General features: G+C 68.1%; 9 protein-coding genes and 1 pseudogene. 6 read left to right on the top strand and 4 right to left on the bottom strand.

Going from position 1 to position 12,963, the window contains the following annotated elements:
• Positions 1-20: 20 nt before the first annotated feature.
• Positions 21-311: a 30S ribosomal protein S6 gene (rpsF, locus tag ACEXOX_RS24945; RefSeq protein ID WP_003978891.1), complete on the bottom strand. Its 291-nt coding sequence runs from the start codon at positions 309-311 to the stop codon at positions 21-23.
• Between the two features lie 230 nt (positions 312-541).
• Between rpsF and ACEXOX_RS24940 the strand changes: the two are divergent.
• The 3 genes and pseudogenes from ACEXOX_RS24940 (at position 542) to ACEXOX_RS24930 (ending at position 3,182) form a co-directional block, all read left to right on the top strand.
• Positions 542-857 (top strand): annotated as a pseudogene (locus ACEXOX_RS24940) (hypothetical protein).
• A gap of 117 nt (positions 858-974) precedes the next feature.
• Positions 975-2,093 (top strand): peptidoglycan bridge formation glycyltransferase FemA/FemB family protein, encoded by a 1,119-nt coding sequence (locus tag ACEXOX_RS24935; protein ID WP_030017085.1) that lies wholly within the window; start codon positions 975-977, stop codon positions 2,091-2,093.
• 57 nt (positions 2,094-2,150) lie between these two features.
• A complete protein-coding gene (locus ACEXOX_RS24930) occupies positions 2,151-3,182 on the top strand; it encodes an alanine racemase (RefSeq protein WP_406523374.1) in 1,032 nt (343 codons plus the stop codon).
• 91 nt (positions 3,183-3,273) lie between these two features.
• On the opposite strand, the gene ACEXOX_RS24925 is transcribed toward ACEXOX_RS24930, so the two are convergent.
• A complete protein-coding gene (locus ACEXOX_RS24925; protein WP_406523372.1) occupies positions 3,274-4,755 on the bottom strand; it encodes a glycosyltransferase family 87 protein in 1,482 nt (493 codons plus the stop codon).
• 106 nt (positions 4,756-4,861) lie between these two features.
• Positions 4,862-7,558, bottom strand: coding sequence for a transglycosylase domain-containing protein (locus ACEXOX_RS24920; RefSeq protein ID WP_406523370.1), 2,697 nt, complete (start codon positions 7,556-7,558; stop codon positions 4,862-4,864).
• Between the two features lie 364 nt (positions 7,559-7,922).
• Here ACEXOX_RS24920 and ACEXOX_RS24915 point away from each other — a divergent pair, with 364 nt between their 5' ends.
• From ACEXOX_RS24915 to ACEXOX_RS24905, 3 genes are all read left to right on the top strand, one after another.
• Positions 7,923-8,594, top strand: coding sequence for a PadR family transcriptional regulator (locus ACEXOX_RS24915; protein ID WP_030017081.1), 672 nt, complete (start codon positions 7,923-7,925; stop codon positions 8,592-8,594).
• Positions 8,595-8,642: 48 nt separating this feature from the next.
• Positions 8,643-9,725: an inositol-3-phosphate synthase gene (locus tag ACEXOX_RS24910; RefSeq protein WP_406523368.1), complete on the top strand. Its 1,083-nt coding sequence runs from the start codon at positions 8,643-8,645 to the stop codon at positions 9,723-9,725.
• A 77-nt stretch (positions 9,726-9,802) separates the two neighbouring features.
• Positions 9,803-11,062, top strand: coding sequence for an MFS transporter (locus ACEXOX_RS24905; RefSeq protein WP_406523366.1), 1,260 nt, complete (start codon positions 9,803-9,805; stop codon positions 11,060-11,062).
• 388 nt (positions 11,063-11,450) lie between these two features.
• On the opposite strand, the gene ACEXOX_RS24900 is transcribed toward ACEXOX_RS24905, so the two are convergent.
• Entirely contained in the window at positions 11,451-12,926 is a 1,476-nt protein-coding gene (locus ACEXOX_RS24900) for a CCA tRNA nucleotidyltransferase (RefSeq protein WP_406523364.1), read from the bottom strand.
• Positions 12,927-12,963 lie beyond the last annotated feature (37 nt).

The raw sequence follows: 12,963 nt of genomic DNA, 5'->3' as shown, positions 1-12,963 counted from the left end.
TTACCGCTGACGCTGATGCGTCAGTGGGTCTCGGGACGGAGGACCTTGGTCCGGAGGACCGACTCGTTCAGGTTCATCTGACGGTCGAGTTCCTTGACGACCGCAGGCTCGGCCTGCAGGTCGATGACCGAGTAGATGCCCTCGGGCTTCTTGTTGATCTCGTACGAGAGACGACGACGGCCCCAGGTGTCGACCTTCTCGACCTTTCCGTTGCCCTCACGGACGACGGAGAGGAAGTTCTCGATCAGCGGGGAGACAGCGCGCTCCTCGAGATCGGGGTCGAGGATGACCATCACCTCGTAGTGACGCATGTAGAACCCACCTCCTTTGGACTCAGCGGCCACGGTCGTTCCGTGGCAGGAGGGTCATGATGCGTTCCGCACCCGGCCCGGCCAGGAGACCTGGGCAGACGTGGGCGCAGACTGTACAGAGTACCCGCCCGCGGGCTTCCGGTTGAAATCCGGCCGCTGATCCCCCCAATCTGGAACACAACGGGTGTGAGCGGCGTTACAGTTCGCCGCCCTGTCTTCGGAGGTGCCGCATGGCACAGGCAGTCCGGCCGCAGCACGGCCTTCTCTCTTCTGAACAGCGACGGCAAGGCCCATCCCGTCGAGAACACCCTCGTCGCCGTGACGCTGGTGTTCGGCGTGATCGCCTTCGCCACCGCCCACTTCCACCACCTTCACCTGCTGAGTTCCTGGACGGGACTGATCGGCATCGGCACCGGCGCGTGGGGGCAGTTCATCTCCGCCACCACCGGCGAGCGCTTCCTGCTGATCATCGGCCTCGGCGCGGCGGCGGTCGGCTTCTTCCTCGGCATGGCCCACGGCGGTCTCTTCGGCGGGCTGCTCGGCTAGCCGGGCGGCGGGGCTCCACCCCCTACGCCCAGACGGGGCGCTCCCTAGTCACAGTAGGCTTCGGCGCGAGAGCCGGAGCCCCGACCCTGGGGACAAACCTGCCGAGGAGCGCCCCGCATGAGCCTGACCCTGAGGACCATCAGCCGAGAGCAGCATCTGGCGTACATCCAGAGCCTGCCTTCGGCCAGCCACATGCAGGTGCCGGCCTGGGCCGATGTGAAGTCCGAATGGCGCTCGGAGAACCTGGGCTGGTTCGACAAGACCGGTCAGCTGGTCGGCGCGGGCCTGGTCCTCTACCGCCAGCTGCCCAAGATCAAGCGGTACCTTGCGTACCTGCCCGAGGGGCCGGTGATCAACTGGTACGCGCCGAACCTGGAGGACTGGCTCAAGCCGATGCTGGCGCACCTGAAGCAGCAGGGCGCCTTCTCGGTGAAGATGGGCCCGCCGGTGATCATCCGGCGCTGGGACTCCGCCGCGATCAAGTCCGGGATCCAGGACCCTGACGTCAAGCGCCTGCGGGACGTCGAGCCCACCCACATCGAGCCGCGCGCCTTCGAGGTGTCCGACAAGCTGCGCCGGATGGGCTGGCAGCAGGGCGAGGACGGCGGGGCCGGCTTCGGTGACGTCCAGCCCCGGTACGTCTTCCAGGTGCCGCTGGAGAACCGTTCGCTGGAGGACGTCCACAAGGGCTTCAACCAGCTGTGGCGCCGCAACATCAAGAAGGCCGAGAAGGCCGGCGTCGAGGTCGTCCAGGGCCGCTACGAGGATCTCGCCGAGTGGCAGCGCCTGTACGAGATCACCGCGATCCGCGACAAGTTCCGGCCGCGGCCGCTGAGCTACTTCCAGCGGATGTGGGCAGCCCTCAACACCGAGGACCCCAACCGCATGCGGCTGTACTTCGCCCGGCACAACGGCGTGAACCTCTCCGCCGCGACGATGCTGGTCGTCGGCGGCCACGTCTGGTACTCCTACGGCGCCTCGGACAACATCGGCCGGGAGTTCCGGCCGTCCAACGCCATGCAGTGGCGGATGCTGCGCGACGCCTACGCGCTGGGCGCCACCGTCTACGACCTGCGCGGCATCAGCGACTCGCTCGACGAGAACGACCACCTCTTCGGCCTCATCCAGTTCAAGGTGGGCACGGGCGGGCAGGCAGCCGAGTACCTGGGCGAGTGGGACTTCCCGCTCAACAAGCTCCTGCACAAGGCGCTCGACATCTACATGTCGCGCCGCTGACCGTCACACCCCCTGTTCGACCGCATCGCAGCCACGAGAAAGGTTCCGGGCCCGGCCATGGCGCTCACCCTCTACGTCGACACCGCGCGCTGGCGGGCACACCAGCAGAGCGTTCTGCAGCAGTTCCCGGGGCTCGTCCCGGTCTGCAAAGGCAACGGCTACGGCTTCGGCCATGAACGCCTTGCCGAGGAGACGACCCGGTTCGGTGCCGACCTCCTCGCCGTGGGGACGACCTACGAAGCGGCTCGCATGAAGGACTACTTCAGCGGCGACCTGCTCGTGCTCACCCCCTTCCGGCACGGTGAGGAACCGGTTCCGCTGCCGGACCGCGCCATCCGTTCGGTCTCCTCGGTCGAGGGCGTGGGCGGCCTGGTGGGCGCCCGGGTGGTCATCGAGGTCATGAGCAGCATGAAGCGCCACGGTGTGCTGCCCGAGGACCTGCCGAAGCTGGCCTCGGCCATAGAGGACGTACGGCTGGAGGGCTTCGCCATCCACCTGCCGCTGGACCGTACCGACGGTTCCGACGCGGTGGAGGAGGTCATCGGCTGGATGGACCGGCTGCGGGCCAATCACCTGCCGCTGCACACGATGTTCGTCAGCCACCTCAAGTCCGACGAACTCCACCGTCTCCAGCAGCAGTTCCCGCAGACCCGCTTCCGCGCCCGCATCGGTACGCGCCTGTGGCTCGGTGACCACGAGGCCACCGAGTACCGCGGCTCGGTCCTGGACGTCACCCGGGTCGGCAAGGGCGACCGCTTCGGTTACCGCCAGCAGAAGGCCGCCTCGGACGGCTACCTGGTCGTGGTGGCCGGCGGTACGTCGCACGGGGTGGGTCTGGAGTCGCCCAAGGCGTTGCATGGTGTGATGCCCCGCGCCAAGGGCGTGGCGCGCGCGGGTCTGGCGACCGTCAACCGCAACCTCTCGCCGTACGTGTGGGCGGGCAAGCAGCGGTGGTTCGCGGAGCCCCCGCACATGCAGGTCTCCATCCTCTTCGTGCCGGGCGACGCCCCCGAGCCCCGCGTCGGCGAGGAGCTGGTGGCGCATCTGCGGCACACCACGACGCAGTACGACCGCATCGTGGACCGCTGAGCCGCGATCTTTCACACGGAACAACAGGCCCGGGGCCGCAGAGCAGTTCTGCGGCCCCGGGCCTGTTCCGTGCTTGTCGCTGCCGGCCCGGTCACTTCCGGGCCGCTCCCCAGCGCACCTGTGATGCTCCCTCGAACTGCACAGCGTGCCGTGACAGGTGCTGCGCACGGCCGAGCACGAAGACGTCCGGTGCGTGGTCCAGCACGCCGCCCGACGGGTCGTCCTCACCGTCCTTGCGTACGACGTCCCGCTCGGGCAGCAGCACGTCACGTACCACCATGACGCACAGGTACAACGTCCCCAGCAGGTGCAGTGCCATGGCCAGCTGGTAACCCTCCAGCGGGAGGCCCTGGTGCTTGTCGCCGTTGCCGGTGTAGGCCAGGTACAGCCAGATGCCGAGGAAGTACATGACCTCGCACGCCTGCCAGACCAGGAAGTCACGCCAGCGCGGCCGTGCCAGCGCGGCGAGCGGGATCAGCCACAGCACGTACTGCGGCGAGTAGACCTTGTTGGTGAGGATGAACAGCGCGACGACCAGGAAGGCGAGCTGAGCGAACCGCGGCCGGCGCGGAGCGTAGAAGGTGAGGAGCGCCAGCGCGCCGCACCCCAGGATCATCAGCACCGTCGCGTAGGTGTTCGCGTCCTCCAGCGGATTGCCGGTGCGCTGGGAGATGAGCAGCCAGATCGATCCGAAGTCGATGGGCCGTTCCTGGCTGAAGGTGTAGAACTTCGCCCAGCCCGCACGGATGTGGAATCCGGAACCGTCGTGCGTGATCATCACCGGTACGTTGACGACCAGCCACGCGGCCGCGGCACCGGCCACGGCTTTGCCGTAGGTACGCCACTGCCCGGCCCGCCAGCACAGGACGAGCAGCGGGCCGAGCAGCAGTACCGGGTACAGCTTCGCGGCGGTCGCGAGCCCGATGAACACGCCTGCGGCGAGGGCCCGGCTGCGCGACCACATCAGCATTCCGACGGCGGTCAGCGCTACGGCCAGGAGGTCCCAGTTGATGGTGGCCGTGAGGGCGAGGGCGGGAGCGAGGGCGACCAGGAGGCCGTCCCAGGGGCGGCGGCGGTGGGTGCGTGCCACACAGACGGCGAGGGCCGCGGCGCAGGCCATCAGCAGTCCCGCGTTGACCAGCCAGTAGATCTGCTCACGCTCCTGCATGGGGCCGCCGTGCGGGGTCAGCCAGGAAGCGGCCTCCATGAACACACCGGTCAGCACCGGGTATTCGAGGTACTCCATCTCGCCGGGCAGTCTGTCGAAGTACGGGATCAGACCGTCGGCGAAGCCGCGGCCGGCGTACAGGTGGGGGATGTCGGAGTAGCAGGCGTGGGTGTACTGGCTGGTGGCGCCGAAGAACCAGCCGCTCTCGTAGCACGGCAGCTTCTGCACCATGCCGAGCGCGAACATCCCGATCACGACGAGCGCGATGACGCGTACCGGGCTCCACCAGCCCGTGCCGAAGACCGCGCGCCGCCCGGCACGGCCACCGATCAGCTCGCTGCCGGCCGCCGCCACCTCGTCCCGCCGCGTGGGCCGTACGGGCTCGTCCTGTCGCACGCTCGTCATGCGCCCATCCTGCCGTACGGCCCGGGGCCGAACGCGGAGAAGCCCCCGGCCCGTACGCACGGGTCCGGGGGCTTCTCCGTCATGTTTCACGTGAAACAGTCACCGCTCAGTAGTCGCGTCGTCCGCCTGACGCCGAGCCGCCGGCCGGGTGGCCGAAGATGCCGCCTTCGTCGCCCCCGGGCCCACCGGTGCCCGGATCGGGTGTCGGAGTGTTGCCGCCGGAATCTCCACCGCCCGGACGTCCACCGGTGTCCCCGCCGTTCGCGCCACCGTTGGTCCGGCAGTTGAGGTCCCAGTCCGCGCACGTGTTGGTCGGCGTGGGGGTGGGCGTAGGACTGGTCGGTGCGGACTTGGTCGGGGTGGGCGTCGGGGAGCTGGGCGGGGGAGCGGACGGGGTGGGCTTCGGCGACGGGCTCATACCGTCCCCGTAGACCGTCTGGCCGATCGGTGCGGGCTGCGGGAAGCGTTCGAGCTTCTTGCCCTTCATGACCTGCGCCATGTAGTCCGCCCAGATGCGGGCCGGGAACGACGCGCCGTGGACCTTCTTCTCGCCGCCCACGCCGTACATCTTGAGGAACTGCTGCTGCTTGGCCTGGTCGTCCACCCGCCACATGCCGATCGTGGTGGCCAGCTGCTTGGTGTAGCCGGCGAACCAGGCCGACTTGTTGTCGTCGGTGGTACCGGTCTTGCCGGCCGCCTCGCGTCCGTCGGGCAGCTTCGCCGCCGTACCGGTGCCCTTTTCCACCACGGTCTTCAGCACGTCCGTCACGTTGTCCGCGACCGCGGCGCTGAAGCCCGTCTTGGGCTTCTTGGTGTGCTCGTACTTGGTCTGGCCGTCCTTCTCGACGGACTCGACCGAGTACGGATCGTCCTGCTGCCCGCTGGCGGCGAAGGTGGCGTACGCGCCGGCCAGCCGGATCGCGCTCGGCGCCGAGGTACCCAGCGAGAAGGCCGGGGTGGTCTTCGCCATGCTCTGGTCGTCGCGGAGCCCCGCGGCGATGGCCGCTTCCTTCACCTTGTCCCGGCCGACGTCCATGCCGAGCTGGATGTACGGGGTGTTCACCGAGAACTGCATGGCGGTACGGAGCGTGACCTTGCCCTTGTCCTCGTTGCCGTCGTTCGCCTGGTGCCACTCCTTGCCGTCCTTGTCGTGCCAGACGGTCCCGTCGTAGTTGAGCAGCTTCAGCTTGTTGTCGCCGTTGTAGATGCTGTTCGGCGAGACCCGCGTACGGCGTTCGGGATTGTGCGGGTCCCGTACGCCCTCGCTCATCGCCGACGCCAGCACGAACGGCTTGAAGGTGGAGCCGACCTGGACACCGGTGTAGTCGGCGTTGTTCGTGTAGTGCTGGGTCGCGTCCTTGCCGCCGTAGATGGCGACGATCTTGCCGGTGCCCGGTTCGACCGAGGCGCCGCCGAACTGGACGTGCTTGTCCACCTCGCGCTTGTCCGGGTCGATGTGTTCCTTGGTGACCTTGTCCACCGACGCCGCGAGTTCGTTGACCTGCTTCTCGTCGAAGGTCGTGTGGATCTCGTAGCCACCCTTCTTGAGCATGGCGTCCGTGATCTTGGTGTTGCCCGTGATGTAGTTGTTGGCCAGGTCGACCAGGTAGCCCTTCTGGCCGCGGAGGTCCATGGCCTTCTTGGGCTTCAGCGGCATCGGGAAGTCCTTGATCTGTTCCCGGTCCGGCTTCTTCATCCGGCCTACCTCGACCTCGCGGTCCAGCGTCCACTTCCAGCGGTACTCGGCGCGCTTGAGATTCGCGCCCTTGGTCTCCGTGGTGATGTACGGGTCGTACAGGTTGGGGCCGTTGAGCAGTGCGGCCATGAAGGCGCTTTCACTCGGGGTGAGCTTGTCGCAATCCTTGCCGTAGTACGCCCGGGACGCGGCCTGGATGCCATACGCACCGCGGCCGTAGTAGGCGGTGTTGAGGTAGCCCGCCAGGATGTCCGTCTTATCCTCCTTGATACCCACCTTCACCGAGATGAACAGCTCGGTGAGCTTGCGCTTGATGGTCTGCGACTGGTCGAGGTAGGTGTTCTTCACGTACTGCTGGGTGATGGTGGAACCACTCTGGGTCTCACCGCCCCTGGCCATGTTGAAGACGGCACGCGCGATGCCCATCGGGTCGATGCCCGAGTCCTCGTAGAAGGAGGCGTTCTCGGCCGAGATCACCGCGTCCTGCATGGTCGCGGGGATGGAGGAGATCGGTACGATCTGCCGGTTGAGTTCACCACCGCCTGCGACGACCATCGGCTTGCCGTTGGACCAGTAGTAGACGTTCTTCTGCAGCTGCGACGCCTTCTGCGGGTCCGGAATGTCCACGTAGGCCAGTGCGATACCGGACGCTCCGACGATCAGCGCCAGAAACCCGATGCAGGTGCCGAGGGTCTGCTTCCACGAGGGCACGAACCGGCGCCAGCCGATCTTCCCGGCTCTCGGGTAGTCGATGATCCGCTTCTTGCCGGGCCTGCCTGCGCCCCGGCCACGTCCGCGGCCGCCTTCATCGCCACCGCCACCGCCACCACCGCGGCGTCCGCCGCCGCGGCCGCCGTGGCCACTGCCCGAGGCCATCGCCGCCGTGTCGGAGGCACGCCGTCGGCCGCCGCGTTGGGCGGCGCGCCGGGCCTCGGCTCTGCCGCCGGCCGGCCGTTCCCGCCCGTACGATCCGGAGTCGGCGCCGGGGGCAGGTGCGGAGCCGCGGGTGGGCGCGGCGCGGCGCCCGGGTGGTTGCTGTGCGGCTCGTCGGGCCGCAGCACGTCCGCCGCCCTGCGGCTGGGGCGGTTTGCGACGGTGCTCGCTCATGGAACGAATACTCCTCGGGCAGGCGCGCTATCTATCTCGTCGCCTGAAGGCGGCAATTGGCTTCAGGTCCCCCCGACGTACGGCACCCATGTGGCGCATGGGGTCGCACTACACCGAGGACGGGGACGTCATGTTCCGCCCCACGGTTCCCGGCAGTTTGCATGGCGCACAGACTACGCACGGCCAAAACCTGCCCACTGTTGAAATTCACTCCAAATCAGTCAGGTTGGGTAGAACGAAACGGTGATGTGATGGCGTTCACCGTCCCCCTCTTGTTCCTCCCCTGGGGTCGATCTATCGTCTGGATGTATCGGATCGATACATCAGCTCGGCATAAAGAGCGCACGAGACCAAGGAGGCGGCCATGAGCAGGCGGTCCGGCATCCTTGAGTTCGCCGTCCTCGGTCTGCTCCGCGAGTCCCCCATGCACGGCTATGAGCTGCGCAAACGGCTCAACACCTCGCTGGGGGTCTTCCGTGCGTTCAGCTACGGCACGCTCTATCCCTGCCTGAAGGCGCTGGTCGCCAACGGCTGGCTGACCGAGGAGACGGGCGGTTCCCCGGAGCCCGCGTCCCTCACCGGCCGCCGGGCGAAGATCGTCTACCGGCTGACGGCGGAGGGGAAGAGCCACTTCGAGGAGCTGCTCGCCCACTCCGGTCCGGACGCGTGGGAGGACGAGCACTTCGGCGTCCGCTTCGCCTTCTTCGGACAGACCTCGCGCGACGTACGGATGCGGGTCCTCGAAGGCCGCCGCAGCCGGCTGGAGGAGCGCCTCGAAAAGATGCGTACCTCCCTGGCCCGTTCGCGCGAGCGGCTCGACGACTACACCCTCGAACTTCAGCGGCACGGCATGGAGTCCGTGGAACGCGAGGTCCGGTGGCTCAACGAGCTGATCGAGAGCGAGCGCGCCGGGCGCGACCAGCGCGCCGTCGACCCTGCCGAGCAGCACCAGAAGGACACGTCAGGAGACGCGGACGGCCTGCCCCGGCGTCGGGGTGGTTCCCGGCCGGGCCCGTCCGATGACACCACCACATGAGGTCCCGCAGTCAGCGGAACCTTGTCGAGATCACAGGGAGCAACCGGAATGGGTTCGGTTCGCGTAGCCATCGTCGGCGTGGGCAACTGCGCCGCCTCGCTGGTACAAGGCGTCGAGTACTACAAGGACGCAGACCCGGACACCCGCGTGCCCGGCCTGATGCATGTGCAGTTCGGCGACTACCACGTGCGTGACATCGAGTTCGTGGCCGCTTTCGACGTCGACGCCAAGAAGGTCGGCCTCGACCTGGCGGACGCCATCGGTGCCAGCGAGAACAACACCATCAAGATCTGCGACGTGCCGAACTCCGGCGTGACCGTCCAGCGCGGCCACACCCTCGACGGCCTGGGCAAGTACTACCGCCAGACCATCGAGGAGTCCGACGAGACGCCGGTCGACATCGTCCAGGTCCTCAAGGACCAGCAGGTCGACGTCCTGGTGTGCTACCTGCCCGTCGGCTCCGAGGACGCCGCGAAGTTCTACGCGCAGTGCGCCATCGACGCCAAGGTCGCCTTCGTCAACGCCCTCCCGGTCTTCATCGCCGGCACCAAGGAGTGGGCGGACAAGTTCACCGAGGCGGGTGTGCCGATCGTCGGTGACGACATCAAGTCCCAGGTCGGCGCCACGATCACGCACCGCGTGATGGCCAAGCTCTTCGAGGACCGGGGCGTCGTCCTGGACCGCACGATGCAGCTGAACGTCGGCGGCAACATGGACTTCAAGAACATGCTCGAGCGTGAGCGCCTGGAGTCCAAGAAGATCTCCAAGACCCAGGCCGTCACCTCGCAGATCCGCGACCGCGAGCTGGGCGAGGACAACGTCCACATCGGTCCGTCGGACTACGTCGCCTGGCTGGACGACCGCAAGTGGGCCTATGTGCGCCTGGAGGGCCGCGCCTTCGGCGACGTCCCGCTGAACCTGGAGTACAAGCTGGAGGTCTGGGACTCCCCGAACTCCGCCGGTGTCATCATCGACGCCCTGCGTGCCGCGAAGATCGCCAAGGACCGCGGCATCGGCGGCCCGGTGCTCTCCGCGTCCTCGTACTTCATGAAGTCGCCGCCGGTGCAGTACTTCGACGACGAGGCGCACGTGAACGTCGAGAAGTTCATCAAGGGCGAGGTCGAGCGCTAAGCTCCGCGCCCGCCCCGTGCTCACAGGCCCCCGGAAATTCCGTCCGGGGGCCTGTGAGCTGTGTGAGGCTGGGCCTCATGCCCGTTGTGCGCGACCTCCGCATGCTGCTCCAGCTGCGCGACTTCCGCTCCCTGCTGGCCGTGCGGCTGCTCTCCCAGGCCGCCGACGGCGTCTACCAGGTCGCGCTCGCCACGTACGTCGTCTTCTCACCCGAGAAACAGGCTTCTCCCGCCGCCATCGCCTCGGCCATGGCCGTCCTGCTGCTCCCGTACTCGCTCCTCGGCCCCTTCGCCGGCGTCTTCCTCGACCGCTGGCGCCGCCGGCAGGTGCTGCTGTACGGCAACCTGCTGCGCACCGCACTGACCGTCGGGACCGCGGCCCTGATCACCGCTCAGGTACCGGAATGGCTCTTCTACGCGTCCGCTCTCTCCGTCATGGCCGTCAACCGCTTCGTGCTGGCCGGACTCTCGGCCGCTCTGCCCCGCGTGGTCGACGGTCCGGAACGCCTGGTGGTGGCCAATTCGCTGTCCCCGACCGCCGGCACCCTCGCGACCACCGCGGGCGGTGGCCTCGCCTTCGCGGCCCGGCTCGCGGGCGTCGAGTCGAACGCGGTCGTCGTGGTGCTGGCAGCGGCCCTCTACCTCTGCGCTGCCGGAGCCTCCCTGCGGATGGCCCCAGGACTGCTCGGGCCCGACCCCGCACGACTCCGGTCGCGGTTGGGCACCGCCCTGACGAGCACCGCCCGTGGCCTGGGCGAAGGCCTGCGCCACCTGGCCGAGCGCCGCACCGCCGCGGTGGCGCTGACAGCGATGACCGTACTGCGCTTCTGCTACGGAGCGCTGACGGTGACGGTGCTGATGCTGTGCCGGTACGCCTGGTCCGCCAACGAAGCGGACGGTCTGGCACTCCTCGGAATCGCTGTCGTGGTGTCCGGGGCAGGCTTCTTCACCGCCGCGGTCGTCACCCCTCCGGCCGTGACCCGGTTCGGCCCCCTGGCCTGGATGGCGTGCTGTGCGGGACTGGCAGCCGTGCTGGCTCCCGCTCTGGAGCTGACCTTCGCCTACGTCCCGATACTGGTGGCCGCCTTCGTGCTCGGCCTCAGTACTCAGGCAGCCAAGATCGCCACGGACACGGTGGTGCAGTCCTCCGTGGACGACGCCTTCCGCGGTCGCGTCTTCGCCGTCTACGACATGCTCTTCAACGTCGCCTACGTCGGTGCCGCGGCCGTGACGGCGCTGATACTGCCGCCGGACGGCAGGTCGAGCCTGCTCGTCATCGGCGTGGCCCTGCTGCACGCGACGACCGCCGCGACGCTGGTGCGCTTCCTGCGACGGTAGGGCAGCGGCCTCTTGGCGCTGGACCCTCACGCCACCTTCCCGCCTGACGCGCGGCGCCTGGGCCCCCTCGTGCCCCGAGACGTTACGTGCTTCGCACACACACATGACGCATCGCTCATCAGGGGGACCTCCATGACCATGCCGCCGCCTACGGGCCAGAACCCGTACGGACAGAATCCCTATGGGCAGGGTCCCTACGGGCAGAATCCGCCCCCGCAGGCACCGACCGCTCCGTACGGGCAGCCGCCGCAAGCGCCGAACCCTACGGCCAGTCTCACCGCAGCAAGGTCGTCCTCTGCCTGGAGGACCTCAAGAAGTAGGCGGCCCGACTGGTTTCACGTGAAACACATCCCGCCTTCCGTGCCGTGTTTCACGTGAAACAGCGGACTCAGCTCTGCGCGGCCCACCACTCCCGCAGGGCCACGACGGCCTGGTCCCGCTCCATCGGCCCGTTCTCCAGCCGCAGTTCGAGCAGGTGCTTGTACGCCTTGCCGACCGCCGGGCCGGGAGCGACACCGAGGATCTGCATGATGTCGTTGCCGTCCAGGTCCGGCCGGATCGAGTCCAGCTCTTCCTGCTCCTGCAGACGCGCGATCCGCTCCTCCAGGCCGTCGTAGGCACGGGAGAGCGCGTTGGCCTTGCGCTTGTTGCGGGTGGTGCAGTCCGAACGCGTCAGCTTGTGCAGGCGCCGCAGCTGCGGTCCCGCGTCCCGCACGTAGCGGCGGACCGCGGAGTCGGTCCACTCGCCCGTCCCGTAGCCGTGGAAGCGCAGGTGCAGCTCCACCAGGAGCGAGACATCCTTGATCATGTCGTTGGAGTATTTCAGCGCGGTCATCCGCTTCTTGGTCATCTTCGCCCCCACGACCTCGTGGTGGTGGAAGGAGACCCGCCCGTCGCTCTCGAAACGCCGCGTCTTCGGCTTGCCGATGTCGTGCAGCAGCGCCGCCAGCCGCAGCACCAGGTCCGGGCCGTCCTCTTCGAGGTCGATGGCCTGCTCCAGCACCGTCAGCGAGTGCTCGTAGACGTCCTTGTGACGGTGATGTTCGTCACTTTCCAGCCGCAGGGCGGGCAGCTCCGGCAGCACCCGGTCGGCGATCCCCGTGTCGACCAGCAGCCTGAGGCCCTTGCGCGGGTGTGCGCCCAGCAGCAGCTTGTTCAGTTCGTCCCGCACCCGCTCGGCGGAGACGATGTCGATGCGCTCGGCCATGGCCTTCATGGCGGAGACGACGTCCTCGGCCACCTCGAAGTCCAGCTGGGCCGCGAACCGGGCGGCCCGCATCATCCGCAGCGGGTCGTCGGAGAACGACTCCTCCGGCGTCCCCGGCGTCCGCAGGACGCGCGCCGCCAGGTCCTCCAGACCGTTGTGCGGGTCGATGAACTGCTTCTGCGGCAGCGCCACCGCCATGGCGTTCACCGTGAAGTCCCGGCGCACCAGGTCCTGCTCGATGGAGTCGCCGTAGGACACCTCGGGCTTGCGCGAGGACCGGTCGTACGCCTCGGAGCGGTACGTGGTGACCTCGATGTCGAACGAGTCCTTCTTGCAGCCGACCGTGCCGAAGGCGATACCGACCTCCCACACCGCGTCCGCCCACGGCCGCACGATTCGCAGCACGTCCTCGGGGCGGGCGTCGGTGGTGAAGTCCAGGTCGCTGCCGAGCCGGCCGAGCAGCGCGTCCCGCACCGAACCGCCGACCAGGGCAAGCGTGAACCCGGCCTCCTGGAAACGGCGGGCCAGGTCGTCCGCGACAGGGGAGACCCGCAACAGTTCACCGACGGCACGGCGCTGCACCTGGCTCAGTGCGCTCGTCGGCTGCGAGGTCCGCTCGGACCGCGGGGCGAGGAAGTCATTGTTGGCGTTCGGCACAACAGAACAGGGTACGGGTCCGCGCCCGGCGAGGCGT

The sequence above is a fragment of the Streptomyces sp. Ac-502 genome, from assembly GCF_045222935.1.
Lineage (GTDB): Bacteria > Actinomycetota > Actinomycetes > Streptomycetales > Streptomycetaceae > Streptomyces > Streptomyces monomycini.
The sequence above is the reverse complement of the archived record's forward strand: the minus strand, read 5'-3'. Positions and strand labels throughout refer to the sequence as shown.

Coding starts and splice junctions, on each gene's coding strand:
- rpsF (WP_003978891.1), bottom strand. CDS start 311: ATGCGTCACTACGAGGTGATGGTCATCCTCGACCCCGATCTCGAGGAG.
- ACEXOX_RS24935 (WP_030017085.1), top strand. CDS start 975: ATGAGCCTGACCCTGAGGACCATCAGCCGAGAGCAGCATCTGGCGTAC.
- ACEXOX_RS24930 (WP_406523374.1), top strand. CDS start 2,151: ATGGCGCTCACCCTCTACGTCGACACCGCGCGCTGGCGGGCACACCAG.
- ACEXOX_RS24925 (WP_406523372.1), bottom strand. CDS start 4,755: ATGACGAGCGTGCGACAGGACGAGCCCGTACGGCCCACGCGGCGGGAC.
- ACEXOX_RS24920 (WP_406523370.1), bottom strand. CDS start 7,558: ATGAGCGAGCACCGTCGCAAACCGCCCCAGCCGCAGGGCGGCGGACGT.
- ACEXOX_RS24915 (WP_030017081.1), top strand. CDS start 7,923: ATGAGCAGGCGGTCCGGCATCCTTGAGTTCGCCGTCCTCGGTCTGCTC.
- ACEXOX_RS24910 (WP_406523368.1), top strand. CDS start 8,643: ATGGGTTCGGTTCGCGTAGCCATCGTCGGCGTGGGCAACTGCGCCGCC.
- ACEXOX_RS24905 (WP_406523366.1), top strand. CDS start 9,803: ATGCCCGTTGTGCGCGACCTCCGCATGCTGCTCCAGCTGCGCGACTTC.